Consider the following 26,038-nt stretch of genomic DNA (forward strand, 5'->3'; position numbering starts at 1 on the left):
CCCTGTTCCTGTGGAACAGGAATCCTTGTGGCCCGGCAACAAGGCTACTTTTCCACCCTCACCGCCGAGTGCTTGTAGCTCGGCTGCCGACTATGAGGATCATAGGAGGCATGCGTCAGTTGGTTCACGCGGCTGTCATGCATCGGCAGAAACACCTCGCCGGGTGAGACTGTGGTGGTAAGCCGTGCTTTAACCGTGAGTTCAGCTCGCTTCGAAACGACGCGCACCATCATGCCATCACGCACGCCGAGACGGACAGCATCCTGCGCATTGAGATCCAGCATCAACTCTTCAGGAATCATTTTCGCCAGCACTGCGGATTTGCCGGTGCGCGTCTCCGTATGCCATTGCGCGCTGGTGCCGCGCCCGGTGATCAAAATCAACGGATACTCATTGCTGCACTGTTCCGGCGCGGCTTCCGGCGCATCAAAGACAAACTTCGCGCGCTTGTCCGGAGTGAAAAACTGTCCGTCCTCAAACAAGCGGCGCTCCCTCCAGCTTGAAGCTTCAAACTTGGAACTTTGAGCTCTGGAAAGCGGCCACTGCACACCGCCGGATTTGCGCAGCATCTCATGCCCATTGATGCCCGTGATGTCACAGGGCTGGTCTTCCGTGCAGCGCTGCAGCACGCGAAAGACCGCCTCCGGACTGCTCCATGCACGAAACAAGTCATCACAACCCCAGTAATGGGCGATGAGACGGAAGATGTGAAAATCCGCCAGCGCCTGACCCGGCGCACGATGAACTTTGGGACTGTACCCGATGCGGCGCTCGCTGTTGATGAAGCAGCCCTCCTTTTCACCCCAGCCCGCCGCTGGCAGCACCAGATGCGCACGCTTCGCCGTTTCAGTCGTGCAGTACATGTCCTGCACCACCACGAAGTCGAGCTTGTCGAGAATGCGGTTGATCTCGTTTTGATCAATCCACGAATGGCTCGGATTGGTGGCCACAAACCACAGCGCCTTCACCTTGCCTTCGTCAGCCGCTTTGAGGATCTGATCATATGCCATGCTGGGCCTGTCAGGAATACGCTCCACCGGAATGCCGGTGGCGGCGGCGACTTTCTCGCGATGCCGTGGATTGCGAAAATCATGCCCGCCAAGCAGATTCGTGGTGTTGGAGAAGAGGCGTGAGCCCATGGCATTGCACTGTCCCGTGATCGAATTGGCGCCGGTGCCGGGTTTGCCAATGTTCCCTGTCATCAGTGCCAGATTGATGATGGCTTGTGCGGTGCGGGTGGCTTGATGCCCTTGATTCACTCCCATCGTCCACCAGAACGAGACACGCGGTGATCCGGAGATGATGGTCTGCGCAAAATGAACGAGGCGATGCACACTAATGCCTGTTTCCTGCGAGACGCGCGCCGGATGGAAGTCCGCGAGGAAGCGCTGAAAGTCATCAAAGCCACTGGTGTGCTGCTCCACGAAGGAGGTGTCCACGCCGCCGTCGCGGATGATGAGATGGGCGAGACCGTAGAGGAGCGTGAGATCGCTTTTGGGCTTGATGGCATAATGTTGAGTGGCGGCCATGGCCGTCTCCGTGGTCCGTGGATCAACGACGATGATCTGCGGCTGGCGTTTGTTTCGCAGGACACGCTGCCACATGATCGGATGCGCGATGCACGGATTTGCACCGATGAAGACGAGCACATCGCTTTCTTCAAAATCAGCATACGTGAACGGAGGCGCATCAAAACCAAAGCTCTCCTTGTAGGCGGTAACAGCAGTGGCCATGCACTGGCGCGTATTGCCATCTCCATGGATCATGCCCATTCCAAACTTTGCCAGAGCGCCGAGGTAGGCCATCTCCTCAAACATGATCTGCCCGGTGCTGAGATAGGCGGCAGCTTCGGGCCCATGCTCATCGAGAACCCCGCGCATCTTGTCGCAGAAGTAGCGCAATGCAGTGTCCCAATCGACCTCCTTCCCATGCAGCAGCGGCATCCTGGCGCGATCCGGCGCGTCGAGCACACTTAGAGCCTCCCAGCCCTTAGGGCACGCGGCACCGAGGTTGACCGGATAGTCAGGATCTGGTGTGAGATTGACCGCTGCGCCATCCTTGAGGTGGACTTTAAGTCCGCAACCGGTGGAGCAAAAGCCACAGACCGCTGTCGTCGTCGCATCCGGCATCAGGTGGGATGGCACCTGCCCAAGGCCAAACTTCGCGGGTTCACGCACGAGATCGGCCGTGAGAGGGCCGGACCATTCTCGCAAGGTCATGGCAGGAAGTTTCATCATGGTCAGTTCCCCGGCATTTTTGAGCCTGCGGCGGCAGTGAAGAAATACAGCCTCTCCATCAACTGGCTGCCGAACGTGAGCAGCAGCGACAAGCTCAACATCCACCCCACCGAGGCCCCTGCGGCGATCATGACAGGGATCAACAAGCCAGTTGCAATGAGCAGCAGCCCTCGCGCTTCGATTTGCTTCGACAGGTGTTTCTGCAATACGCGCGCTGATTTGTGCCAGGCACAGTTCTCATCGTCCAAAGCCCGCCGATAACCGGAAATCTCCCAAAGCGACAAACTCCAACGACACACCAGCGAGAATGTCATGGCCCACGAAGCGATGACCATGCCGGTCCAGCTCCAAACGACGGCGCACAAGACGCCCCCCAGCAGCAACATCGTGCCGAGGAATTTGGTGGCGACATTCTGCATCGACCAAAACGGCCTGCGAGTGTCCACATACACCATCACCGAACACCACACGGCGAACGTGGCTGCTACTGCAGTCCCCGTGACAGCCAGCCTCATCCATTCCAAATTCCCCAGCCACCAGGTCACAAAGATAGCCTGCCCGCCTGCTGGCAAAGCACCAAAGGCCATGATCTCACGTGACAGCCATGATTTGCGCCAGCCAAGAAATGCCCGCCAGGCCTTCAATGGCTGCCCCAGATGCAGCGTGCTCAAAGCCACTCCCGCCAAGCCCACAACAAGGGCTGCTGCACTGGTGATGGCAGCCTGCTGCAAGGTGATCCAGTTCATCCACATGGCAATGGCGCAACCGATGAAGCCTCCGGCGCTCATCTGCGTGAGAACCAGCATCCATGCGAGCGGATCATGCCCATGATCCAGATCCAGACGGCCCGCATCCGCAGGTCTGGCGGTTGTGGGCGCAGGCTGTGTGGAAACATAGGTCGTCGTAGGCCGTGTGTAGCTCGAATCAAAGGCCCCCGTGATGATGCTGCCACGATCCGCCACCGCCTCGATTTTCACGACCTTGATTTTGATCGCTTCGTTGGGGCAGGATTGGACGCAGGCAGGCGCCTCCCCTTCAGCGAGGCGCCCCTGGCACATGTCGCACTTGCGCACGATGCCACGCTTCAGATTGAACTTCGGCACCTCATACGGACACTTCAAAATGCAGTAGCTGCAGCCGATGCACTGATCATCCAGGTGCCGCACAATGCCTGTGACAGTGTCTTTGTCATAAGCCAGCACCGGGCAGCCTTCCGCACAGGCGGGATCGACACAGTGATGACAGGCCGTGGTGACGGTTTGCAGATACGGCTGCTTCCGGGTGCCGACGAGCAAACCCATGTCGCGCCAGCTCTCCCCGTCATCGAGGCCATTCAGAGAATGGCAGGCTGCCACGCAGGCTTTGCAGCCGGTGCAGGCGTCCAGATTGACCTCAAATGCATACTGTTCACCGGGATCCGGCCTGCTCAGCGGGATGAGATGCGTGAAGCGATCACGCACTGATTTAGAATCGTATTCGTCGGAGAAAAGAGCGACAGGAGTGCGCAATGTCTGCTGCTCACGCAGTGCCGCGTCGATGATGCTGACGGCAGAGCCGCCAGCTGAGATCGAGCGCTCCAGATCGCATATCATGACTCAGAGCTGAACACCTCCTGCAGTTGACCGACCGTGTGCCGATTGCAGAAAGCATGAAAAGTTTCCTCTGCGCTGCGCTTGTCCAGATAGCCTTTGAGCATCGCCTCCAAAGTGGAACCGAGAGATTCGAAGGCCACGCCACTGAAGATCTGGCGGCCTATCTTGCGGTTCTCGCCGAAGCCGCCACCCACCGTGATGTGATAGCCCTCACCGCTTTCGGATTTCACCTTGGTGCCGAGCAGCCCGATGTCACCCATGAAATGCTGGGCGCAGGAGTGTGCGCAGCCGGTGAAGTGAATGTTCACGGGCCTGTCCAGCTTCACCCGCTTGTCGAGATACTCCATCATGGAGATGGCGTGCCCCTTGGTATCGGTGGCAGCAAACTTGCAGTACTTGTTGCCGGTGCAGGCTACAAAGCCGCTTTTGAGATTCGACTGCTCGCTGGGAAAGCCAAGCTTCTTCAGCGACTTTGCCACCGTGGCAGCGTAGGCCGCCTTGATGTTCGGAATGATGAAGTTCTGCCAGACCGTGAGCCGGATCTCACCAGAGCCATAACTGTCAGCCAGATCTGCAATGCGGTCGAGCTGCTTGGCGGTCATCTGCCCCACGGGAACGCTGGCACCGATGTAAACCAAGCCCTCCTGTTTCTGCGGAAACATGCCAACGTGTGAATGCCCCTGCTGGGAGAACTCGCGTTTAGCCTGGCACGGTGCCGTCGGCGCAAGGCGGGTGAGTTTGAACTTCAGCAGCTTCTCAGCTTCGGCCAGCACACCATCCAGGCCCTTGTCTTCAATGACATATTTGAAACGCGCCTTCTTGCGGTTCGTACGGTCGCCGAACTGAATGAAGACTCGCAGCAGCGCGACCATGACATCATTGAGCTGTTCCGGCTTCACAATGACACCCCAGTCACTGGCAAAGGTCTGATGTCCTGTGACGCCACCCAAAGCGATGCGGAAGTAAACTCCGGGCTCGATGCCTTCACTGTTCTCGCCGATCTTCACGGCACTGGCACCAATGTCATTGGTGTCTTCCACCGCTGAGATGAGGCCACCGCCATCATAGGCGATGTTAAACTTGCGCGGCAGGTCATAGAACTCCTTGGAAGCAATGATGAGCGTGGCGAGTTCGTTCACCAAAGGACGCACATCGATGAGTTCATGCGGATCATAGCCCGCACATGGGTTCATCGTGATGTTGCGAATGTTGTCCGCACCCGCACCTTTGGAGTGCAGGCCGCAGCCCTGGATGCGGCGCAGCACTTCGGGGCAGTTCTTCGGCTCGATGAGGCGGATCTGAAAATTGTTCCGCGTGGTGATCTGAATGTAACCCGTGGTGAGCTCACGAGCGATGGCAGCAAGCTCCCGCAACTGATAGCTCTTCACGATGCCGCCGGGAATCCGCAGCCGGCACATGTAGCCGTCTTTGACGGGATTCAGCCAGAAGAGTCCGTTCCACTTGTAGCGAAACACCGACTCAGGCTCGGGCTTGGAATTCCACCGTGCATCCATGACGAGCTGCTCGATGGCATCAAAAGGATGCAACTCACGTTTGATGCGCTCCTCCTTGGTCAGATCATCCAACGCGGGTCCGGCAGGCGCAGCAGCCGGTGCAGGCGCCAGATCACCAAAGGAGACTCCGCCTGCGGCAATGCCGGCAAAAAACCCTTCGAGATAGCGCTTCTGCTCACCGGAAAAATCGGTGTTCATCGGGAGCACAGCGGGAAGTGGTTCAATAGACATCGCGGGCATAGCGTTTCTCCTTTTTCATTTGGTTGACGTAGGCGGCGGCCTCCTCGGTCGTCTTGCCACCGGCGGTTTGGATGATGCTGTGCAGCGCATCATCGACATCTTTGGCCATGCGTTTGGCATCACCACACACATAGAAGTGCGCCCCCTCCTCCAGCCACTGCCAGAGTTCTGTGGCGGCCTGCAGCATGCGTGTTTGCACGTAGATCTTTTCTTCCTGATCGCGGCTGAAGGCGGTGTCCAGCCGTGTGAGGTGTCCTTTTTGCACCCACTCAATGATCTGGTCGTGGTAGAGGAAGTCGCTGGCGCGCTTTTGATCGCCAAAGAACAGCCAGTTTTTCCCCGAAGCCTGTGTCGCTTCTCGTTCTTCGAGGAAGGCACGGAACGGAGCGATGCCGGTGCCCGGGCCGACCATGATGACGGGCCTTGTGAGATCCGCAGGCAGGCGAAAATGGTTCGCTGCGTGGAAGTAGATGCCCGTGGTCTCTTCGAGTGGCAGACGATCCGCAAGGAACGTGGAAGCCACCCCCTTGTGAGAGCCCCCATCGCTGCTGTAGCGGACCGCTGCGACGCAGAGATGGACTTCATTCTCATGCTTCTTGATGCTCGAAGCGATGGAGTAAAGGCGAGGCTGCAGCTTGCGCAGATTTTCCACGAACGACGTGAGAGTCAGACTGGCTTCAGGCCCTTTTCCGTAGAGGTTTCTCACTTCGTAGTGATTGATGAGCGCCTCCCGTAGCGGTGCGCTGCCACCGTCAGGCAGAGCCACCACCGCCTGCGGATCAAAGGCGTGCGCAGCGATGACCGCATCCACCACTTCAGGGCAGTTTTGTACGAACACGCCCAGTGCGTCTCCGACCTCGTAGGTCAGATCGCTGCCGGTGAGCGAGAAAGCAATGTGTCGGGTGTCCTTGCTGCTGCCCCGGGTATTCAAAGGCACGTTGGCGATGAGCTTGGCTGGGAACGGCTTCTTTTTGCTATAGCCTGTCTCTTCTACCTCTGCTGCACCAACGACTGCGGCAGATGTCGCTGAGGAATCTCCGCTCAAAACGGTGAAAGCATTGGCACTCCACTTCTTCGCGAGGTCGTCGAACTCTACGTCGCAATCAACCCGGTCCACAATGCGCTTCGCGCCGAGTTCGGCGAGGCGTGTGTCGAGCTTCTTGCCAGCCAGGCAGAAAGTATCACCGTAGTTTTTGTCTCCTAGCGCGAGAATGCTGTACTGCACGCCATCCAGTTTCGGACTGCTGCCATTTTGATTGAGGCTGTCCCAGAAGGACACGGCATTGTCGGGCATGTCCCCTTCCCCCCAGGTGCTGGTGATGAGAAGGACGTTTTGTTCTTTGACAAGGTCGGCGGGTTGCAGCGAGTCGAGGCCTGCAGCGCGCGCTGCAAAACCCCGACCCGATGCTTCCCTGGCCAGCCGCTTGGCCAAACTTTCCGCATTACCGCTTTGACTGCCGAAGGCGATGAGCAAGGGTCGTTTTGTTTCCGCAGGTGCTGCACCACTGGCCGCAGCGCCACGATTGAGGACTCCAGCAAGGAACCCATTCAACCAGGCACGCTGCTCCACACTGAAGGGTGCATTTTCGGGAATGAGAGGAACGATTTTCATCTGTCAGAGCGGCTTGAGAATAATTGAAATTAGAAATCGATCTGCACCTGCACGTAGCCGAACTGGGCATTGCTCGCCGCGCCGGTCTGCTTCAGGTAATCACCAGCGATGAAGTAGCTGTAGCCGGTCAGAAACGCGACGTGAGGGTTGAGTTTGTAGCTCATCGTGATGTCAAATTCCTGGCCTCGGAAGCTACTGGCGTTATTGGCGGCGGTGCTGAGAGGGCGAACTTTGGTGGCACCATTGGCGCGATACCACGCGTCGGCATTGTTGGCGTTCCAGTAGAGGTGGTAGTCCAGCATCACCTTCATCTTGGGCGTCGGCATGAAGCTGAAATTCACCTGGGGGTTGTGCACATTCATCCAGGCCGTGGTATCCATGTAGCCGTAGAACAGATGGTTCGTCGGATACAGGTTCTGGAAGGTGCCGATCTTGCCGTCGTTCGGATCACCATCGCCGCTGGCATAATTGTATTGCAGGCCAAAACGTGGCTTCCATGCGTGTTTCAACCAGTTGTAACCTGCTCCCCAGTGGCCGGCGTAGGCGGTGAGAGAACGACCGCCCACCTTGCCGGTTTGGAAGTCCATCTCGGTGTCATAGTCAAAGCCGTTCAGCTTCTTCGGATCGCCTTTCCACAGCGTGCCAAGAGTGACAAAGCTCGTTGAGCCAGTCGGTGCGCCGAAGTTTGCCGTGCCGTCATCCCGATTGTGAAACACATAGAAATCCGTGGTGGTGTTGAAGGGCACAAAGAGCGTGCTCAGGTAGATCCCGCTCATGAAGGCATTGCGGTGATCTGCCTGGTCAAGGAGGTCCGACTTGTTCCACTTGTTGTTGGCAAAGTTCACCGGGCTGGCGGTGAAGAGATCAAGAGACCACTTGCTCGCGGTGTAGCGAAACTTAAAGGCGTCAAAAGTGCGTGCCTGATTGGCCCATTCCAGCGGCCCCAGGAGACGCTGATCGCCATAGGACAGGAACTGGCGGCCGAGGACGGAACTGAATCCCTTTTTGAGATTGCCGATCTGGATGTAGGCCTTGAGGACATCAAAGACATCATCGCCTTCAGCGCCGTTCACTCCGATCTGGCGCGCCCGGCTGCCGCCGATTTCACGTACGTCCTGCCCTTGGACATAGAGCTTGAGCCATGGATTCAAATCATACCCAAGCCCCAGACGAAAACGCTGGAGCAGCCAGGCAGCGTCCTGCGGACTGTTGACTGCGCCGTTGAAGTCGAAGTTATTGTCTCGGATTTCGTAGCGCATCTTTTCCTGCACATCGACTGTCAGCTTGCCCATTTTCATGGGAGCGTAGGTGGGCGGAGGAGGAGCCAGCGTGAAGCCGGGGACAGGCGCTGGGGCGGGAGCCGTGGTTTTCGGAGCGGGAGTTTGGGCGAGTGCGAGCGATGAAGTCGCGAGCAAAAGCGTGAGTAGCCTTTTCATGTGGGTATGGGAGGGGTGCGTTGTTAATTCGGCTAAGCGGCGGCTGCAGGGAAAGGGGCGGCATGGGTGGCCAGTTCGGCGGCCATGTCTGGAGACGGGACAAACTTCGGATCGCGGCTGGGGCGGATGTGTGATTTGTCGTTGAGGAAGGTGATGAGGCGCTCGCGCAGCTCGTAATAGCGCGGATCTTCCATGATCTGTTTTCGGTTGCGTGGGCGCTCGAAGGGGATCTGCAAAATGTCACCGACTTCCGCCTCAGGTCCGTCCGTCATCATCACGACGCGGTCAGAGAGGAAGATAGCCTCATCCACATCATGCGTGACCATAAGCGTGGTGATGCGGTTGCGGCGCCACAGTTCCAAAAGCACCTCTTGCAACTCATAGCGAGTGAGCGAATCGAGCATGCCAAAGGGCTCGTCGAGCAGCAGCATTTTGGGCTGCAGGGCAAATGCGCGCGCAATGCCCACGCGCTGGCGCATCCCCTGGGAGAGTTCACCGGGATGCTTGTGCATCGCATCGCCAAGCCCCACGATGGTGAGGTAATACTCCGCCATCTGACGACGCTCCAATTTGCTGGCGGTGAAGTACACCTGGTTCACACCGAGCATGACGTTTTCAAAGGCCGTCATCCATGGCAGCAGGCAGGGCGACTGAAACACGATGCCACGATCTGGACCGGGACCGCTGGCTTCACGACCGGCAAGGATCATGTTCCCCTGGCTGGGATCGCTCAGGCCTGCGACCATCATAAGCACGGTGCTTTTGCCGCAGCCGCTGTGACCGATGAGCGTGGCAAACTCGCCTTCCTTCAGTTTGAGATTGAAGTCTTTGACGATCGTCATCGGCCCCTTTGGGGTGTCGTAGGTCTTCCACAGACGATCCAGTTCGAGCATGGGGAGGATCGCGCTCATGCTGCCACCTCCACTTCTTCACGCTTGTTGTCACTGCGGCGCTTCGGCCCGGTGCGATTGAGGAACTGCAGCGAGTTGGTGTAGGTGAGGTCTTCGGGCAGGATATCAGGCAGGCTGATTTGCACTGAAGACTTCACTTTGTTGCGGCCTTTGGCGTCCAGCAGCGTGCAGATGAGTTCGGCGCGCAGTTTTTTGAATTTGGGATCGTGATTGATCGCCTTGCGATCACGCGGCCGCTCAATGTCCACGATCATGGTCTCACCGAGTGTCGCGGGCGATGTAGGCAGCAAGGGAATCACCTTGTCAGCCACCAGGATGGCTTCGTCGGGGTCATTGGTGATCCAGATGACCGTCGTTTTATTCTGCATCCAGATGTCGCTGATCTCATCTTGAAGCTGGGCGCGTGTGAGAGCATCGAGTGCGCTCAGGGGCTCGTCCATGAGCAGCACCTTGGGATTCATGGCGAGCGTGCGAGCCACTGAGACGCGCTGGCGCATGCCGCCGGAAAGCTCCTTGGGCAGCTTGTGTGCCGCATGGCTGAGTTTCACCATGGCGATGTGTTTCGCGATGTGCTCTTTGCGCTGCTCAGGAGTCCAGTCCTTGAAGACCTCATCGACGGCGAGCGCAATGTTCTCCTCCACTGTGAGCCAGGGCAACAGAGAGTAATTTTGGAAAACCAGGCCACGATCTGGCCCCGGCTCTGTGATCACCTTCCCCTCAATGAGGGCCGTTCCTGTGTCAGGTTTGACCAGGCCGGAGAGCAGATTGATCAAGGTCGATTTACCCGAACCCGAATACCCAACGATGACGACGAACTCGCCTTCCTCGACGGAGAGATTGATGTTCTTGAGAACCTCCGTGCGGCTGCCCGGAAGCCCAAAGCCTTTGGAGGCACCTTTGATTTCGATAAGCGGCATATCTGGATCAGAGTTGAGGGTTAAGCGGTTTTGAACCGCGATTCGACGACGCTCATCAGGCGATCGAGCACGTAGCCGACGACGCCGATGGTGAGGATGCAGAGAATGATGTGGGCGTAACTGTTGGCGTTGTATTGCTGCCAGAGGAAGCCTCCCACACCGGGTGTGCCGGTGAGCATTTCCACCGCCACGATCACAAGCCAGGCGATGCCGAGGCTCAGGCGGAAGCCCGTAAACATGTATGGCAACGTGGCAGGAACCAGGACCTTCCAAAGCGTCTTTGATTTGGAGAGCTTGAGCACCTTGGCAACATTCAGGTAATCCTGCGGCACAGCACGCACGCCGACGGCGGTGTTCATCACCGTGGGCCACATCGCACAGATGGCGATGGTGAAAAGTGCTGCGGCATCAGAGGCACCAAAGGTCGTGCGCCCCTCACCATTCACAAACTTCACCCCGCTGAAGAGAATCATTCCCAGTGGCAGCCAAGCCAGCGGTGAGACCGGCCGCAACACTTGAATGATGGGATCAAAGGCTGTGGCAAACTTCTTCGAAAGACCGAGGCAGAAGCCAATCGGCGTACCAATAACGAGGGCAATGAAGTAGCCCTGCACCACGAGAACCAGAGACATCCAGGTGAACCGCAAGATGCCCTGATCCAACTCTCCACGCTTGGCAAACGGCTCCGTGATGTAGAGCTTGCTTGCCGTCCATGTCTCGACCGGAGTCGGGAGATCGGCGGATAGGCCCGCGCGTTTGGTGACTTTGATCTTGTCACCGAAGTCATCGATTTTTTCAGTGATGACAGACTTTCCGGCAATGAGATACCAGAGAAGACAGCAGACCAAGATCGCGCCGAGAGGCAGGATGATGGAGTCGAGTTTGAAGCGTTGGATCAGGTGCATAATGCGGCTATGCGGTCTGGGGTTAAGCTTTGAGCGTTTTCACCGCGAATGATGCGGCATAGGCTTCGAGGTCGGTCTTCGGATCGAAGGTGACACCGTCGAAAAGCGTTTCGGGCTTTTCATCGGCACCACCATGAGTGTAGCCGATTTCCTTCATGGCCTCTTCGTAGATGTCAGAGCGCATGACCTGCTTGGCGACACCTTCGTAGTCAGGAGCACCATCCACAAAGCCCCAGCGGCGGAGCTGAGTGAGCCACCACTTGGCATACTTGGCCTGCGGGTAGTTGCAGTTGCGATCACTGAAGATCATGTAGTTCGGGTCCTTGAATTTGCGACCGTCACCCATGTTGTACTTGCCTTGCAGACGCCCCAGGATGGCCTCGGGCGGGCAGTTGATGTAGGTCGCAGCGCTGACGATGTTCGCCTGCTCTTCGCGGTTCTCCATCTTGTCGAGCCAGACACTGGACTCATGCAGCGCCTTGAGCACCGCTTTGACGGTCTTCGGATTTTTCGCCGCGTATTCCTCCGTAAAAGCACAGACTTTTTCTGGATGATCTTTCCACATGCCCTGCGTGGCGATGGAGGTGTAGCCAATGTCCTCGGCGATGGTCTTCGCGTTCCAGGGTTCACCCACGCAGAAGCCGTCCATCTTGCCGACCTTCATGTTAGCCACCATCTGAGGCGGCGGCACAGTGATCAGGGAAACATCTGCTCCAGCGCCTGCAGCATCGCCGGGATTGATGCCGCCTGCGGCAAGGTAATAACGCATCCACATCGCATGTGTTCCTGGTGGGAACGTCATCGCAAAGGTGAGAGGATTGCCTTTCGCCTTGGCCTCATCCACGAAAGGCTTCAGCGCCTTTGGATCGTCAGCCACTTTGCCCTTGAAGGTGTTGGCAAGCGTGATGGCCTGGCCATTGCGGTTGATGATCCACGGTGCGATCATCGCCTTCTTTGGCGCGCCGCCCAGGCCCATCGTGCTGGCGATCGGCATGCCGAGCAGCATGTGAGTGGCCTGGATATCGCCATTGTTTAGTGAATCACGGATCGCCGCCCAGCTGGCGCCTTTGCTGACGGTGGAATTAATGCCGTATTTTTTGAACAGTCCTTTTTCGTGAGCCACGACGATGCTGGAACAATCGGTGAGAGCGATCATGCCAAACTTCATGTCGGGTGACTCGGGAGAATCATCGGCATAGGCGGAGCCGATCCAGCCCTGAGGCAGACCGGAGAAAAGAGCACCGAGACCGGCGGTGGTGCCGGTGCGCAGAATGGAACGACGGGTGAGTGGAGTGGTGGGATTCATGCTTGAGCGAGTTTGGAGCGTTTGTTGGATTTGGCGGGGGTGCGGGCGGCAGCTTTGGCTTTGGGAAATTGGAGTTCGGCAGTCCACGCTTCGAGCAATGCGGTGGCGGCGTCTGTGTATTGACTGCTGGTCAGCAGACCGTGTGCGATGAACTGATCGAGCAGCCAGCGTCCGCGCTCACTCACGGGCAGGTTGGCGTCACGACGGTGGAAGATGTGGAAATCTGTGACTGCCACGGATTTGTCGAAGCCGAGATCCAGCGGGCCGACCAGCGAGCGTTTCAGGATCTTCTCAGAACCGGAGAAGTAGCCGCTGTCAGCAAGAACACGTGCAACCTCGGGGCGATTTTCCTTGGCATCACAAAACTCGCAGGCCTCTTTCAAGGCGTTGATGATCGCCTGGAACTCTGCAGCATGGGCACCTACAAATCGCTCGGTGGTGAGCAGGACTTTTTCAGGGTGCTCAGGGGCGAGCTGTTCACTGGTGGCAGCGATCCAGCCGATGCCTTGATCCACAGCGTAAGAGTTCCAAGGTTCACCGACGCAGTAACCATCAATGAGACCTGCCGCCAGGCTGGAAGCCATCTGCGTGGGCGGCAGCGCGACGATGCGCACGTCTTTTTCGACATCAATGCCGCCTGCCTGCAGCCACTTACGCAGGAGAAAATTGTGGGAGGAATAGCGGGACACCATGGCAAAGGTGAAGCGGCGGCTGAAGGCGCTGCGGATGAGCTTTTTCAAGCTGGTGGCATCACGCACGCCACGGTTCCACAGATCCCGGCTGAGGGTGATGGCATTGCCATGCAAATTGAAGACGAAAGGAGCGACCACCCGGCATGGCGGACCGCTGATCCCGAGACGCATGGCCAGCGCCAGACCAGCAATGGCGTGCACTGCATCCAGCTGACCGTAGAGCAGTTTTTCCCGGATGGTGGCCCAGCCAACCTCACAGCTCAGCTCGACATGCACACCATGCTTGCGGAACAGATCCATCTTCCTGGCCACCAGCAATGGGGCGCAGTCAACCAAGGGAATGAACCCGATGCGGACTGGTTGAACGACCCCGGCTAATGTGGATTTTTGGACTGTGGAGAGCTTCTGCATGCACCGACATATCAGCATCAGGCGAGCCACGTGCCAGAATTTCGCCAGAAACAAGGCGCAATGTTTTTCAATTGATGTATGAATCGCATTCATGGATCAAGCCATCGACACCCGACAGCTCCGCGCCTTCGTCCGCCTGGCACGCAGCGGCAGCTTCACGCAGACCGGACGCGAACTGCACCTCACGCAGAGTGCTGTCAGTCATGCCATCAAGTCCCTGGAGACAGACCTCGGCAGCCGGCTGTTTCACCGCCAGGGCAAGCACGTACACCTCACGCATGCAGGGCGAGAGCTGCTGCCCCATGCAGAAACGATCCTGCAGTCCATGAGCCACGCACGGGCGGTGCTCGGAACGCTGGACCAGATGCCGCGTGGCAAATTGAAAATCGGCTGCACCACGGCGGCGGCCCAGTTCATTTTGCCCACCGTGCTGCGTGAGTTCAAAGAGTCCTTCCCTCTTTATGAAATCAAGGTCACCTGCGGAGAAACCCCGGACACGATCGAGCGGCTGGTGAGCAATGAAATCGACCTCGCGGTCAGCCTGCGTCCGCTCGATGTTTCGCGCATGAACTGCCACGCCATCTTTGATGACGAGCTGGAGTTTCTCGTCTCTCCGCTGCACCGCTGGGCTCAGACGCGGCCAAAGCTGAAGGATGCAGCAAACGAGACCTTCATCGTTGCGAGCCGCAACAGCATGAACTTTTCGATGATTCAGGAATACTTTCTCAAGAACGGCGTGCGTCTGAGCTCATTCATCGAACTGGGAAGCTCCGAGGCCACGGTTGAACTGGCCAAGCTGGGCATCGGCGTGGCGATCGCCGCACGCTGGATTGCGCGTGCTGAGATCGAAGCCGGGCAGTTGATCGCACTGCCGCTGCCGAAAGCCAAACTCAAACGCCGCTGGATTGTCTCCACCCTCAAGAACCGCCCGCTAAACCTGCCCGAGCGCACGTTCATCGGTCTTTGCGAGGAAGTGGGCCGGCGGATGAGCAACGACAATCTGTGAAAGCGCCGAGCAGACTTCGAGCAAGCTCCGCCGAAGATCTGCAGCGTGCGCCGCCAGCTCGCGCTGCTCGCGTTCATATTGAGCACGACCTTCCACCGTTTCGATTTTCACCGGTTCATAGCCGAGAGAGCTCAGATCATAAGGGCTTGCCCGCATGTCGAGATCCCGGCCCTTGAGCGCCAGTTCAAAACACTTGCCGATCAAGTCGGAGCCGGTCCAGGGCCAGAGCTTGGAAGACCACTTGTACAAATCCATGTTCGCATGCAGGCAGGCGGCCTGCTCGAGTTCAGGACGAGAATCAAGCGTGGGCTGCAGGACATTCAATGGCCGTGCATCCGGCGTAAAAAAACGAAAGGCATCATAGTGTGAGCAGCACACGGGAAGAGACTCCACAAAGGCGGCGACTTCATTCGGTGGCAGACGCAGTTCATAGCCTTGATGCCGCACCTGCTGCACCGACTGACGGTACACCATGGCCCACTCATGCAACCCGAAGCAGGTGAACCTCCCTGCCCTGCCGAGGATGCGCGTGCAGAGCATGGCCACCCAGGCGGCAAATTCGCGTTCCCGCTGCATGAAACGTCTCGCATCCACACGCAGCAGTCCCTTTTCACAAACGAACCGTTCGCTTTGCAACCATGGACATGCTTCGAGATCTGCGCTGGTGACTTTCAAGCCCACACCGTATGGCGGCACCCACTGCTTGAGCTTCGCCGGCGCAAAGCTGTAATAGGTGAAGAGGAAATCATGTACCGGATGTTTCGCATCTCGGCTGCGGCGGGCCACAAAAGCATCCGCATGCGCGGTCACGCGCGCGTCATGCTCATGCATGCGCTGCCGCCACTCTTCCCTGCTCCAAATAATCATGGCACCAGCAGTGTCGCGAGTCCAAGAAAGGTGCCCATGCTGATCACATCCGTGGCGGTGGTGAGGAAGATGCTGGATGCGGTGGCTGGATCAGCGCCAAATTTCCTCAGCAGCAACGGAATCAACGCGCCGCTCAAGCCGCTGACGACGCAGCTGAAAGTCATCGCGACCCATACCACAAACGCCAGCATGAGCGCGTTGGGATTGTGATTCATGCGTGCATAGATCCCCATGCCGATGCCGGCGGAGATACCCACCAGCATGCCATTGTACAAACCTAGCAAACCTTCCTTGATCACGAGCCGGCGTTCATCTCCCGGTTTCAGATCCCCCAGCGTCATGCCGCGCAGGGTCACCGCAAGCGCCTGGCATCCCGTGTTGCCAGACTGCCCGGCAAGAACCGGCAGAAACGCGGCGAGCAGCACGAGGCGGCCAAGAGTCCCCTCAAACACCCCGACAACCGTCGCTGCGATGAAGCAGGTGACGAGATTGATCTGCAGCCATGGATGGCGGAAACGCAGGCTGCGCAGCAGAGGTGTGGAGAGTCGCTCCTCCTTTTCCACCCCCACCATTGATCCGACCTGGGCACTGATTTCGATGGCACGCGCCTCAAACAAGGTCTGCCCGCGCACCAAGCCCAGCAGGATGCCGTCTTTGCTGCATACAGGATAGACGGGATAGTGCTTGTTCACGACCAGCTTCATCGCCTCGGTTAGCTCCATGTTGGGATCGAGCTTGAAGGGATCCCGCACCATCACGTCTTTGAGCCTGGCATCCGGCTCGGCGAGCATTAGATCGCGCATCACCAGCAGGCCCAGCAGGCGCCCTTGTTCATCCGTGATATAACCGTAGGTGATAAAGGCCTTCTTCGCGAGCTTGCGCACTTCTTCAATGGTGTCGCGCGCGCTTGCGTCAGGGCGGAAGACTGCCACCGGCTCCTCCATCAGCCAGCCGACACTGTCTTCGGGATGTTCGCGGTTACTGGCCCACTGCCTGGCCTTTTGCAAAGGCACAAACGTCATGGCGGCAGTCCGCGGCTCTTCCTGCATTTCCTCAAGCACGTGCTGAGCCACCATGGGGTTCAGCTGCTGCAGCACCTTGGCGGCGTCTTCGCCAGAGGCTTGCTCCAGCAGATCAGCGGCGTCATGCGCCCCACTTTGAGATACGGCGTCGAGCAGGGATTCAGAAGACGATTTCATACTGTAAGAAAAGCGTAACCGAACCGTCGGCGCTTGTCATCGCCAACGCGAAAAAAACCTCGCACTAGGCGCGCAGACGGGCACATTCAGCCCATGTCCCTGTATGACCGCGACTACATGCGTGAAGGACCGCCACGTTCCGTTGCCGGAATGGTGCGGGATTTTACGGCATTCCACGTAATCCTTGGGATCAATATTGCGGTGTTCGTCATGCAGTTCGTCTTTGAGACCGGCTGGGTCCGGCACCCCCTGACGGGGGAGATGTACATGCCCCTGGGCGGCGTGAGCGTGCACGAACTGATGCGTGGCAATGTCTGGACGCTCTTCACCTACATGTTTGTGCATGGCAGTGTGGTGCACTTTGCCCTGAACATGATGATGCTGTGGTTCGCCGGGCGCGGGGTGCAGCACCTGTTTGGCAGCCGCCATTTCACCCTCATCTATATTTTCTCCGGCGTGGTGGGTGCCGCCACGGAGATGGCCGTGAATGGCTTTGTGACAGGTGACATGACCACACCGCTCGTGGGCGCTTCGGCGGCGGTTTTTGGCTTGCTCATGGCGCTGGCGGTGGTTCTGCCGGATGAAAAAATCACTGCGTTCATCTACTTCATCATTCCCGTGCAGCTGCGCCTTTGGACCCTGGCCAAAGGCTTGTTCATCATCCAGCTGGTCTTTGGCCTGGCCGGCATCCTGTTTCATGTCCTGCCCGAGGGGATGCAGATCGCTTACTTTGCGCACCTTGGCGGCGCGGCACTGGGCTGGTTTTATGCACGCAGCCTCGGCTATGGCGGCAGACCACTGACTTACGCCAGTCAGTGGCAGCCGACACAGTACCGACAGCCGCGCAAACCGGCCATGGCCCGTTCGCGTTCACGGCCGGCAAACGAACTCGAAATCGACACGGTTCCCCTGGCCTCACAGCGGCAGCTGGACTCGGTGGAAGCGTGGATGGAGGAGGTGGTGAATCCTCTGCTGGATAAAATGAACCTGCACGGGAAAGACAGCCTCACGGCGGAGGAGTTGCTCACTTTGGAACGAGCCAGCCGGGAAGTGGATCGCCGCCGGCAGGCCAAAGGTGGCTGAAACAGCACCCCGTCCCATGCTTCCCACACGTTCCGCACGTCTGGCCGCCTTGCTCCTTTTGGCCCTGCTGTTTGGCTGGACGGTACGTTCCAGCCGCAAAGGAAAAACGACCAACCTTCCGCCACCAGCTCCCATCGCGGTCCCGCTTCACGAAACGCCGCCCAGCAGCTTTCCTGACGAGTGATCGCTTTCAGCCGTCTTTCCCTCTTCTGAATTCGTAAGTCTCTTCCCATGTCCATCGCCACCCGCAAAGGAGACCAAGGCCAGACCGACCTGCTGTTTGGCTGTCGTCTCGCCAAATCCCATCCTCGAGTTCACGCCCTTGGTGCGGTGGATGAACTGAACGCCGCCCTCGGCCCCCTGCGCATCGCCGCTGCACGCGAGGAGACGCAGCAAATCGTACCCAAGGTGCAGCGCTGGCTCATTGAACTCATGGGAGAGCTGGCCACACCGCCTGGCGAAGAAAGCCGCTATGCAGCCACTCATCCCGATCGCATTTCCACCCCCAACGTCGACTGGCTGGATGAGTGGGTGGCAAAGCTGGAGGCTGGTGGCGCGCTCAAGTTCAAAGGTTGGGCGCTGCCCGGCGAAGCCGGTGTGATGAGCGGTGCCTATGCCGATCTCGCCCGCGTGGCCTGCCGCCGTGCCGAGCGCAACGTCATCGATCTGCAAGGCACAGCCGATCATGTGCCCAATGAAGAGATCATCCGCTTCCTCAACCGCTTGTCTGATGTGCTTTGGCTGCTGGCACGGTGGGAAGAGCAAGTGGCCTCTCCATCCTGAGGATGTGGCGACTTGTCTGACAGCTTTGCATCAGCATGCTCAGCCATGAGGCTGGCAGGCAAAAAAAACGGAGTGATGCATGGCATCACTCCGTGTTGGAACAGTCTGTTGCTTCAGCTTATTTCGGGGCGTCAGCCGCTGGCTTGGCAGGTTCTGCCGGCTTGTCAGGCGCTGGTTTGGCGGGCTCTGCCGACTTGTCTGTAGCTGGCTGGGCGGGTTTTGTGCCCGTGGCGGGGTTGGCATCAGGAGACGGGGCCGGCTTGAGTTCGGTCTTGGGAGCTGATGGCAGTGGCACAGCAGGCGTGGTCGCGCTGATGGGGGGGGTGGGATTCGCCGCTGGAACGGCGGGAGCCGCAGAGCTGCTTGAACCGGCTGGAGGCTGGACCATGTTCAGGCCGGGGATCATCTTCTTGATATCAGGCAGCCCTGACGGACTGGCATTGCCACCTGCGGCAGGAGGCTGCTGCTTTGCCGGCGCAGGGGCGGCGAGGATTTCAGAGCGCTTTTTCAGAAGGCTGCTGACGGTGTATTCCGTGACTTCATAGACCCAGCCTTCGAATCTCTTCTCGTTGGCCAGCTTCTCTTCCAGCTTCTTCTTTTCTTCGGCGAAAGCTTCGTCGTTTTTCTTTTTGTCTTCAGGTTTTTCGTCCTTCACGGCGGCACGCTCCTTGGAAAGTTCGGCGCTGACACTCATGGTGAGGTAGTATTTATCTCCCTCACCCTGCCCGGCCTGCTTCACTGCCTGGATGCTGTAGGTGAAGCCATCAAAGGTGAAGAGCTTTGCCTTCACTGCATCCTTCATGGTGGCGGCTGCTTTGTCTTTGCTGAGCACGTCATTGAAGGTGGAGCTGGAGAGCAAGGTGCCAAGTGAGACCTTGCCAGCGTCAATGCTTTCACCGGGCCCTGCGCCATCAAGAGTGAAATCTGCCTTGTCATCTGTGCGGGAGGCTTTCCAGGAGTCAGCCGGTTTTGCAGCGGTGATTTCGACAGACTTCAGCCTCTGCACATCAAAAAAGCCCTTCGCCAGCCAGGCGTCTGGCTTGGTCACCAGATCAGGCAGCTGGTCATTGATCTCCCAGATGGTGTCCTCACCTTGGATGCGGATAAAGCGGTTGCCTTTAGGGCCGCCGAACATCTGCATCTGATCATTGTTGGACCCGCCGGAGCTGTTCACCTGCCCGCCCAGCACAAAGGAGTATTTCAGAGCATCCTTCTCGTCGAACAACTCGACGAGAGTGCCCGCGCCGGAGGCTGTGGCATTGCCGGGAGAATTCACCCCCACCTTGCCCCAGGAATCCTTGCCGATATGGCGGCCACCTTTGATCTTTTCATACTTGAGGCTCAGCAGCGCGGTCTGAAGCTTCTCTTTCTCCACGGGATATCCCGCACGCTCAAGGACGACCCAGGTGTCATTCTGGACAGCGAGGGTAGCCTCAGACTTGTCCTCCTTGATTCGGATTTTTTTGATGCCGTTGATGTCAAATTCCGGGAACAGCAGCTCCCGCAATTTCACGTTCATGGCGGAACGATTCAGACGCGAGTTGCGCTTGTTGGACTGAAAATAAGCGGTGCCAACGATGGCAACGAGTAAAACCAAAAGGATGACGATCTTCTTCATGGCGTTGAGGAAAAGAACAGTGCTTAAAACGGGTTTTGAATGAAAATCAGGCCGCCGCTGTGCGGGTACGGCGTTGCATGGCGAAAACAAGGCCCACCACGCCAACCAAAAGAGGCACGACGAGGACATTGAGGGTCTTGATCAGAGTCTTGCGGAACTCCACCTCCTTGTTGACCTCTTTACGGATGTTCCGAACCTCCTTGTCGATGGTCTTCGAATTTTTCTCCATCTCTTTGATGTTGTTCATGGTGCTCTGGTCCACGATCAACGCACCCTTCTTCAGGTCGAGCTGAGGCCGTGCTTTGCTGAGCTTTTCCGCCAGTGCCTGACGTTCCTTCTCCAACTCGATGAGCTGCGGGCGGTATTTTTCCTCAACCGTCTCACGCATTTCCTTCAGCTTGATGAAGGGGCGGACCGGAGACTTGCGATTGCGAACCTGAATGAGGTCACCACCGCCGACGAGCACTTCAATGGCGTTGAGCACCATGGGCAGGTTGCCGCCATTGGTGATGAGGCCGACTCCAAGTTCACCCTGCTTCAGGCAGAAGGCATCATAGAGCATGTCGGCATCCGAAAAGAGAATGACATTGCGCTCACTGTCTTTGGACTCTTTGAGCGAATTGTCTGCTTTCTTTTCTGGCGTCTTCGCCGCTGCTGCAGCTGCTCCTGGGGCGCTGGCATCCTGCTCAGGCCCGCCAGTCTCTTTGGATCCAGCCGCCGCTGCAGGCTTGCCATCGGGGAAAGCCGTCTTGAATTTGCCGGCGATGCGCACACCGAGAACCTGCTTTTTGCCGCTGGCGGTAAAGTTCACCATGGGTTCGCGGCGCAGCTTGTCAGCCGCTGCCGTGTCGATGAGTTCCGAAGCCTCGGAACTGGAGGCAAGCGTGATCACATCAAGCCCTTCCTTGCGATCAATGTTCAAGACACCGGCGTTGATGAGGGTGAAGGCCTGCAGGCCGGAAGTCACACGGTCATCTTGATTGATGGCTTTGCCGGGGAGCTGCAGAGCCGTCGGCATGAGGCGTCCTTGAAGGTTGCCTTTGTAGTTCATGTCCGCCAACACCATGTCTTTCTGGTAGCCGATGCCCCAGGCCTTGAAGAGATTTGGCAGGTCAGAGGAAGTGTTGATCATGTTGCCCGGCTGGCCGGTCATCGGATTGGGCTGGCTGCTCATGGCCTGAGCGAGCAGGCTCTGCGGATCCACAAAGGCAACCACGTTGCCGCCACCGAGGAGGTATTGGTCGATGGCAAACTCTGCGGTCTTGGTGATGTCTGCCGGATGCACCACAAGAAGCACGGTGATGTCGCTGTCGATTTTATCAGTCGTCATTGGCACCTCACGCACCTCGTAGTCAGCCCGAAGCTGCTGGATGATCGCCCAGGCTTCCGGTCCGCGCTGCTGCTGGAACGGCATGGAAGGCACCCCGCCGATGGGCATGGCGCTCATGAGACCGATGACCGTCTTGGTGGGCTTGATGACCTTCGAGATCGCACGGGACACATCGTATTCGAATGCCGTGGCATCTTCAGGATTGAGGAAGGGCAGGACTTCCTTGCGGTCGAGGCACTGGACGGTGAGTCCCAGATAAATCTGGTCGCCTTCCTGATTGACCTGCATGCCACGAATTTCGTCGTCCTTCGCCTTGTCTTCATCATCCGTGTCCGGATTTGGATGGATGACTTCCAGGGAAACGCTGCCGTTGCTTTGCTTCTCATATTCCAGCAGCAAGTCCTCAATGGAGCGTGCGTGAGGCTTGAGGATGTTCGGCATCACCCGGTCATCGTTCGTGGCATAGAATTTGATCGTCACCGGCTCGTCGACGTTGATCCGGCTAAGAATGTTTTTCGTGCCCTGCGAGAGGGTAAACAAACCGTCCTCGGTCAGGTCGAGGCGAAGATTGCCAAATCCCACCCCGCCAACGAGAAAGTTGAGGGCGAAAATGACAGCAATGATCAACAGTGTGGTGACGCCGGCTGCGGCGTTCTTGTTGGAAGCACTCATGATGAGATAAAAGATTGGTTGAAAAGGAAAGCTCGGCGGGAAATCAGGCACGCTTGGAGCGGAGACCCAGGTCGGTCACCAGCAGCGCCACAACGATGACTGATACAAAGTAGAGCACGTCACGCAGGACGAAGATGCCCTTGGTCATTTCAAAAAAGTGATCCATGAAGCTGAAGTAGCTGATGAATCGTACGATTCCTTCCATCCCGTTAGGGACAGCGTTCACAACCGTCTGAGTCAGGCCAGGATCGCCGATGAGGGCGATGACCAGACAGAAGGCGACACTGATGATAAAGCACACGACCTGGCTGCGCGTGAAGGCGCTGATGGCCGACGTCACCGCCAGACATGCCATGGCATACAGGTAGCTGGCCACATAACCACTGATGATAGGGCCGCTGTCAGGATCGCCCAGATAGGACACGGTCCCCACGATCAGAAAGGTCAGAGCCAGGCCAATGAGCCAGATCACTGCCGCCGCCAGAAATTTGCCCACAATCGCCTGCCATGGGGAGACCGGCATCGTCATGAGCAGTTCAATGGTTCCCAGGCGGTGCTCCTCTGACCACAGGCGCATGCCTACAGCAGGAGCCAGCACCGTGTAAATCCACGGATGCCAGACAAAGAAACGTGTGGCCAGTGAGACGTCGTCACTGTCCAGCAGGCGGGAGAAAAAGAACGTGAAGCCATTCGTCGCCAGCAGGAAGATGACGACGATGACATAAAACACGGGAGAGTTGAAGTAGGCCATAAACTCCCGCTTAAAGACGGCCAGAGTGTTTTGGATTGCTCGATTGCTCATGCGTTAGTTGGATTGGGGGTGAAAAAACTAAAAGATCTCAGGCTGCTTTTTTGACAGCTGTTTCAGATTTGGTGATGCTGCGGAATACCTCGTCGAGTGTGTTCGCGCCGGGAACCAGCTTCTTGAGGCTTTCGGGCGTGCCGTCGGCAACCACCTTGCCACGATCAATGATGATGGCACGTGAGCAGGCGGCTTCGACTTCTTCCAGAATGTGCGTGGAAAAGATGATCGCCTTGTCCTTGCCCATGCGCTTGATCATGCTGCGCACTTCATGCTTCTGATTTGGATCGAGACCATCGGTGGGCTCGTCGAGAATGAGCACATCCGGGTCATGAATGATGCTTTGCGCGAAGCAGGTGCGGTGGCGGTAGCCTTTGGACAAGGTGTCCACGCTCTGATTGCGCACACTGTCGAGGAAGCACATGTCGAGGACACGGTCGATGGCCTTGGTTCGCGCCGCGCCATGCAGGCCGCGCAGTTCGGCGCAGAAGCCGAGGAAGCTGGCCACGGTCATGTCGGAATAGAGCGGCGCGTTTTCAGGGAGATAGCCGAGGCGCTGCTTGGCCAGTTCCGGCTCCTCAAGCATATCAATCCCACAAAGATTCACGCTGCCACTGGTGGGCCTGAAATAGCCGGTGACCATGCGCATGGTGGTGGATTTACCGGCACCATTCGGCCCGAGAAAACCCAGGACTTCCCCTTTTTCCACGGAGAAGGAGACATCATCGACAGCCACTTTGGTGCCGAACACCTTGATGAGGTTCTTAACTTGGATCATAACGTCGTTGGATCGGTTGGTTGGGAGAACGGAACGCCACGGGGAGACGGTTCTGGTTGTTCGCCCCCTCCGGACGTTCAATCGCGGAGTGCTGCTTTAGGAGGTACGAAGGGCTTTTCAACTGAATTCTCTCGGGTTGCGGGAGCCTTCAACGCCAAAATTGACAATCAGGTTGCAGAATAAATTTCAACGTGACGGCGCATCCAGCACACCTACATTCTGCGCCCCAGTCGCCAATCCTCATGCTTTGGAACCAAAACATTGATCCCACCAAAGATCTCACGCAAAAACCCTTCATTTTGTGGAGGCCTTTCATTGCCGCCTGGGAATGGCTGGTCCCCCCGACCGTGGCGCATCGGGACCGGCAGTCGCCGCTGGCGCGCTGGATCGCCGCCTTTGTGATCCTGAGCATCTGCACCTCCCTGCTCATTCTCGGCATCGTCTATGCGCGACCGCTGAAAAACTCGTACAAAAACATGCGTGCGGGAAGCATGGTCAAGGAGGCGCGGCTGATGATGGAAAACGGCCAGGGCGTCAATGCGGTGATGAAGGCCCAGGAAGCTTACACGAAAGCCCCGGAGAGCGAGGAGGCCATCCGGCTGAACTTTGAGTATTTCACGATGATGAAGCGTGACACAGCTCTCTACTTTTATGACAAGCTGAAGAACCTAGACGTTCTAACCCCCGCCGACGAGCAGCTCCATGTGCGCTGCCTCCTGAACCTGGGAAAGCCCAAGGAGGCCGCCCAGGCGCTGGAACAACTGATGCGCGTGGAGAAGCCCAGTGAAGCGCTGATAAAGCTGGCCGAAGAAGTCTGGGGTCAGCGTGAACAGAACAAACAGCTGCTCAATGTGCTGCGCAGCTACACTCTGGCACATCCGGATGACAAGGAAGGGGCACTGCGGTTCGCCAAAGTGCAACTGGCCTCCGGAAATTCGACTGAAGCAGGACTGGGCATGGAAACACTTTGGAAGCTGGCCTCCGCAGATGACGCGATCAGTCTGCAAACCCTGGAGTACATCGACAGCCTGCCCAATTTGACGCCTGAAGACACCACACGGTTGATCGACCGCCTCAAAAACCATCCCAAAGCGGACGACAGTCACTACGTACATGCATTGAAGCGCGAAGTTCAGCAGTCCCCAGGACATAAAAAAGAGATCGTCATGGCTGCCACGGCCAAGTACCGGGACAAAAAGCGTGATGAATTGCTGCCGTTCATACGCTGGCTGGTGGAAGAAGGGGAATTCCGCCAGGTGCTTTCCGTCCTGCCTGAGGATGAAGCCAAAGCCCATCCGCGCCTGCTGGAGAACTATCTCAACGCCCTCACCATGTTGCAGCGTTTTGATGACTTGGAGCGACTGGTCAACGATCCCAAGATAGCAGAAGTGCTCGATCCTACGACGGTCGCAATGTTCCGTGCTCACCTGGCCTACATTTTGAAAAAGCCTGCCGAAGAACTCCGTTCCAAACTGATTACCGCCAAAGACGCCGCTCAGTTCAACGGGCGATATGATGCCCTGCTGCAAATCGCCAGATATGGCGAGGAACGAGGCCATTTTGACATCGCGGAGGATGCCTACCGCCTTGCCATCAAGGCGGCGAAGCGCGCCTCAGCTTCGCCCCGTATCGAACGCGATGCCTTCACCGGCCTGATTAAGGCGTGCCTGGCCAACCGCAGCACTGAATCTCTGATCCAGGCCTCTCAGGAGGCGGTGACACGCTGGCCGGATGACACCAATTTCGTCGAGAACTATCTCTACGTCAGCCTGCTGGCCGGCAAAAACATCGAACTAGCCCTGCGCAATGCCGTCAATTTGCTCAAAATTCAGCCTGCAGACAATCAGCGCAAACTCACCGTCGCCCTTGCTCGCTGGCGACTGAGAGACACTCAGCAGGCAGTACAAAATCTCCAATACATTGATCTCAATCCTCTCACTGAGGGACAACGTGCCGTTTTTGCAGCCATCGCCAACAGCGGTGGATTTCATGACGAAGCACTGGGGGTGATCAAAGCCATCAATCCCAAGGCCAGCATGCTGCCAGAGGAGCAACGCTGCTTTGAGAGCGTTTTAGTGAAAAAGTAAGGTCTCTCACAAGCATCAGCAGTCCACGCCATCCTCATCG

Annotated in this window: 21 protein-coding genes; 5 read left to right on the forward strand and 16 right to left on the reverse strand. The window is 57.6% G+C overall.

Going from position 1 to position 26,038, the window contains the following annotated elements; translation table 11 throughout:
* Positions 1-44: 44 nt before the first annotated feature.
* Genes AC24GY_RS11070 through AC24GY_RS11115 form a run of 10 tightly spaced genes read right to left on the reverse strand, consistent with a single transcriptional unit; the run spans position 45 to position 13,773 of the window.
* Complete coding sequence (locus AC24GY_RS11070) at positions 45-2,237, reverse strand: molybdopterin oxidoreductase family protein (RefSeq protein ID WP_487682808.1); 2,193 nt, start codon at positions 2,235-2,237, stop codon at positions 45-47.
* Between the two features lie 2 nt (positions 2,238-2,239).
* On the reverse strand, positions 2,240-3,829 hold the full coding sequence (locus tag AC24GY_RS11075; protein ID WP_487682810.1) for a DmsC/YnfH family molybdoenzyme membrane anchor subunit: 1,590 nt from the start codon (positions 3,827-3,829) through the stop codon (positions 2,240-2,242).
* Positions 3,826-5,541 (reverse strand): NirA family protein, encoded by a 1,716-nt coding sequence (locus tag AC24GY_RS11080; RefSeq protein ID WP_487682812.1) that lies wholly within the window; start codon positions 5,539-5,541, stop codon positions 3,826-3,828. The genes AC24GY_RS11075 and AC24GY_RS11080 overlap by 4 nt, the downstream gene beginning before the upstream one ends.
* A 22-nt stretch (positions 5,542-5,563) precedes the next feature.
* Complete coding sequence (locus tag AC24GY_RS11085) at positions 5,564-7,195, reverse strand: diflavin oxidoreductase (protein WP_487682814.1); 1,632 nt, start codon at positions 7,193-7,195, stop codon at positions 5,564-5,566.
* Between the two features lie 29 nt (positions 7,196-7,224).
* The gene (locus tag AC24GY_RS11090) at positions 7,225-8,631 is read right to left on the reverse strand and encodes an alginate export family protein (RefSeq protein ID WP_487682815.1); all 1,407 of its coding nucleotides are present in this window, start codon (positions 8,629-8,631) and stop codon (positions 7,225-7,227) included.
* 32 nt (positions 8,632-8,663) lie between these two features.
* Positions 8,664-9,542: an ABC transporter ATP-binding protein gene (locus AC24GY_RS11095; RefSeq protein ID WP_487682817.1), complete on the reverse strand. Its 879-nt coding sequence runs from the start codon at positions 9,540-9,542 to the stop codon at positions 8,664-8,666.
* Complete coding sequence (locus AC24GY_RS11100) at positions 9,539-10,459, reverse strand: ABC transporter ATP-binding protein (protein ID WP_487682819.1); 921 nt, start codon at positions 10,457-10,459, stop codon at positions 9,539-9,541. The genes AC24GY_RS11095 and AC24GY_RS11100 overlap by 4 nt, the downstream gene beginning before the upstream one ends.
* Positions 10,460-10,479: 20 nt before the next feature.
* Positions 10,480-11,364, reverse strand: a complete 885-nt coding sequence (gene ntrB / locus AC24GY_RS11105) for a nitrate ABC transporter permease (protein ID WP_487682822.1) — start codon at positions 11,362-11,364, stop codon at positions 10,480-10,482.
* Between the two features lie 22 nt (positions 11,365-11,386).
* On the reverse strand, positions 11,387-12,670 hold the full coding sequence (locus AC24GY_RS11110) for a CmpA/NrtA family ABC transporter substrate-binding protein (RefSeq protein WP_487682824.1): 1,284 nt from the start codon (positions 12,668-12,670) through the stop codon (positions 11,387-11,389).
* On the reverse strand, positions 12,667-13,773 hold the full coding sequence (locus tag AC24GY_RS11115; protein WP_487682826.1) for a CmpA/NrtA family ABC transporter substrate-binding protein: 1,107 nt from the start codon (positions 13,771-13,773) through the stop codon (positions 12,667-12,669). Before AC24GY_RS11115 ends, AC24GY_RS11110 begins: the two co-directional genes overlap by 4 nt.
* A gap of 91 nt (positions 13,774-13,864) precedes the next feature.
* On the opposite strand from AC24GY_RS11115, the gene AC24GY_RS11120 reads away from it, so the two are divergent.
* Positions 13,865-14,779, forward strand: a complete 915-nt coding sequence (locus tag AC24GY_RS11120; protein ID WP_461526063.1) for a LysR family transcriptional regulator — start codon at positions 13,865-13,867, stop codon at positions 14,777-14,779.
* Here AC24GY_RS11120 and AC24GY_RS11125 read toward each other — a convergent pair.
* Both AC24GY_RS11125 and AC24GY_RS11130 read right to left on the reverse strand, forming a co-directional pair.
* Positions 14,705-15,610 (reverse strand): hypothetical protein, encoded by a 906-nt coding sequence (locus tag AC24GY_RS11125; protein WP_487682828.1) that lies wholly within the window; start codon positions 15,608-15,610, stop codon positions 14,705-14,707. The genes AC24GY_RS11120 and AC24GY_RS11125 overlap by 75 nt on opposite strands.
* 32 nt (positions 15,611-15,642) lie before the next feature.
* Positions 15,643-16,845 carry a magnesium transporter gene (locus tag AC24GY_RS11130; RefSeq protein ID WP_422314712.1) on the reverse strand — a complete coding sequence of 401 codons (1,203 nt, stop codon included), beginning with the start codon at positions 16,843-16,845 and terminating at the stop codon, positions 15,643-15,645.
* A 93-nt stretch (positions 16,846-16,938) separates the two neighbouring features.
* Here AC24GY_RS11130 and AC24GY_RS11135 point away from each other — a divergent pair, with 93 nt between their 5' ends.
* The 3 genes from AC24GY_RS11135 to AC24GY_RS11145 are packed head-to-tail and all read left to right on the forward strand — an operon-like array spanning position 16,939 to position 18,711.
* Positions 16,939-17,928, forward strand: a complete 990-nt coding sequence (locus AC24GY_RS11135) for a rhomboid family intramembrane serine protease (protein ID WP_487682830.1) — start codon at positions 16,939-16,941, stop codon at positions 17,926-17,928.
* A 16-nt stretch (positions 17,929-17,944) separates the two neighbouring features.
* Positions 17,945-18,112 carry a hypothetical protein gene (locus AC24GY_RS11140; RefSeq protein WP_487682832.1) on the forward strand — a complete coding sequence of 56 codons (168 nt, stop codon included), beginning with the start codon at positions 17,945-17,947 and terminating at the stop codon, positions 18,110-18,112.
* A 47-nt stretch (positions 18,113-18,159) separates the two neighbouring features.
* Entirely contained in the window at positions 18,160-18,711 is a 552-nt protein-coding gene (locus AC24GY_RS11145) for a cob(I)yrinic acid a,c-diamide adenosyltransferase (RefSeq protein ID WP_422314718.1), read from the forward strand.
* A gap of 118 nt (positions 18,712-18,829) precedes the next feature.
* Here the strand turns inward: AC24GY_RS11145 and AC24GY_RS11150 are convergent, their stop codons facing one another.
* Genes AC24GY_RS11150 through AC24GY_RS11165 form a run of 4 tightly spaced genes read right to left on the reverse strand, consistent with a single transcriptional unit; the run spans position 18,830 to position 23,911 of the window.
* Positions 18,830-20,329: a DUF4340 domain-containing protein gene (locus AC24GY_RS11150; protein WP_487682834.1), complete on the reverse strand. Its 1,500-nt coding sequence runs from the start codon at positions 20,327-20,329 to the stop codon at positions 18,830-18,832.
* A 46-nt stretch (positions 20,330-20,375) separates the two neighbouring features.
* Entirely contained in the window at positions 20,376-22,331 is a 1,956-nt protein-coding gene (locus AC24GY_RS11155) for a Gldg family protein (protein ID WP_487682836.1), read from the reverse strand.
* A gap of 43 nt (positions 22,332-22,374) precedes the next feature.
* A complete protein-coding gene (locus AC24GY_RS11160) occupies positions 22,375-23,133 on the reverse strand; it encodes an ABC transporter permease (RefSeq protein WP_397381769.1) in 759 nt (252 codons plus the stop codon).
* Positions 23,134-23,170: 37 nt separating this feature from the next.
* Entirely contained in the window at positions 23,171-23,911 is a 741-nt protein-coding gene (locus tag AC24GY_RS11165; protein WP_487682839.1) for an ABC transporter ATP-binding protein, read from the reverse strand.
* Positions 23,912-24,153: 242 nt separating this feature from the next.
* Between AC24GY_RS11165 and AC24GY_RS11170 the strand changes: the two genes are divergently transcribed.
* On the forward strand, positions 24,154-25,998 hold the full coding sequence (locus AC24GY_RS11170) for a hypothetical protein (RefSeq protein ID WP_487682841.1): 1,845 nt from the start codon (positions 24,154-24,156) through the stop codon (positions 25,996-25,998).
* Positions 25,999-26,038: the final 40 nt, after the last annotated feature.

This window comes from Prosthecobacter sp. Pr1 (genome assembly GCF_057652315.1).

Excerpts from the sequence above, each read along its gene's own strand:
- AC24GY_RS11070 (WP_487682808.1), bottom strand. The coding sequence starts at position 2,237 with ATGATGAAACTTCCTGCCATGACCTTGCGAGAATGGTCCGGCCCTCTC.
- AC24GY_RS11075 (WP_487682810.1), bottom strand. The coding sequence starts at position 3,829 with ATGATATGCGATCTGGAGCGCTCGATCTCAGCTGGCGGCTCTGCCGTC.
- AC24GY_RS11080 (WP_487682812.1), bottom strand. The coding sequence starts at position 5,541 with ATGAACACCGATTTTTCCGGTGAGCAGAAGCGCTATCTCGAAGGGTTT.
- AC24GY_RS11085 (WP_487682814.1), bottom strand. The coding sequence starts at position 7,195 with ATGAAAATCGTTCCTCTCATTCCCGAAAATGCACCCTTCAGTGTGGAG.
- AC24GY_RS11090 (WP_487682815.1), bottom strand. The coding sequence starts at position 8,631 with ATGAAAAGGCTACTCACGCTTTTGCTCGCGACTTCATCGCTCGCACTC.
- AC24GY_RS11095 (WP_487682817.1), bottom strand. The coding sequence starts at position 9,542 with ATGAGCGCGATCCTCCCCATGCTCGAACTGGATCGTCTGTGGAAGACC.
- AC24GY_RS11100 (WP_487682819.1), bottom strand. The coding sequence starts at position 10,459 with ATGCCGCTTATCGAAATCAAAGGTGCCTCCAAAGGCTTTGGGCTTCCG.
- ntrB (WP_487682822.1), bottom strand. The coding sequence starts at position 11,364 with ATGCACCTGATCCAACGCTTCAAACTCGACTCCATCATCCTGCCTCTC.
- AC24GY_RS11110 (WP_487682824.1), bottom strand. The coding sequence starts at position 12,670 with ATGAATCCCACCACTCCACTCACCCGTCGTTCCATTCTGCGCACCGGC.
- AC24GY_RS11115 (WP_487682826.1), bottom strand. The coding sequence starts at position 13,773 with ATGCAGAAGCTCTCCACAGTCCAAAAATCCACATTAGCCGGGGTCGTT.
- AC24GY_RS11120 (WP_461526063.1), top strand. The coding sequence starts at position 13,865 with ATGGATCAAGCCATCGACACCCGACAGCTCCGCGCCTTCGTCCGCCTG.
- AC24GY_RS11125 (WP_487682828.1), bottom strand. The coding sequence starts at position 15,610 with ATGCATGAGCATGACGCGCGCGTGACCGCGCATGCGGATGCTTTTGTG.
- AC24GY_RS11130 (WP_422314712.1), bottom strand. The coding sequence starts at position 16,845 with ATGAAATCGTCTTCTGAATCCCTGCTCGACGCCGTATCTCAAAGTGGG.
- AC24GY_RS11135 (WP_487682830.1), top strand. The coding sequence starts at position 16,939 with ATGTCCCTGTATGACCGCGACTACATGCGTGAAGGACCGCCACGTTCC.
- AC24GY_RS11140 (WP_487682832.1), top strand. The coding sequence starts at position 17,945 with ATGCTTCCCACACGTTCCGCACGTCTGGCCGCCTTGCTCCTTTTGGCC.
- AC24GY_RS11145 (WP_422314718.1), top strand. The coding sequence starts at position 18,160 with ATGTCCATCGCCACCCGCAAAGGAGACCAAGGCCAGACCGACCTGCTG.
- AC24GY_RS11150 (WP_487682834.1), bottom strand. The coding sequence starts at position 20,329 with ATGAAGAAGATCGTCATCCTTTTGGTTTTACTCGTTGCCATCGTTGGC.
- AC24GY_RS11155 (WP_487682836.1), bottom strand. The coding sequence starts at position 22,331 with ATGAGTGCTTCCAACAAGAACGCCGCAGCCGGCGTCACCACACTGTTG.
- AC24GY_RS11160 (WP_397381769.1), bottom strand. The coding sequence starts at position 23,133 with ATGAGCAATCGAGCAATCCAAAACACTCTGGCCGTCTTTAAGCGGGAG.
- AC24GY_RS11165 (WP_487682839.1), bottom strand. The coding sequence starts at position 23,911 with ATGATCCAAGTTAAGAACCTCATCAAGGTGTTCGGCACCAAAGTGGCT.
- AC24GY_RS11170 (WP_487682841.1), top strand. The coding sequence starts at position 24,154 with ATGCTTTGGAACCAAAACATTGATCCCACCAAAGATCTCACGCAAAAA.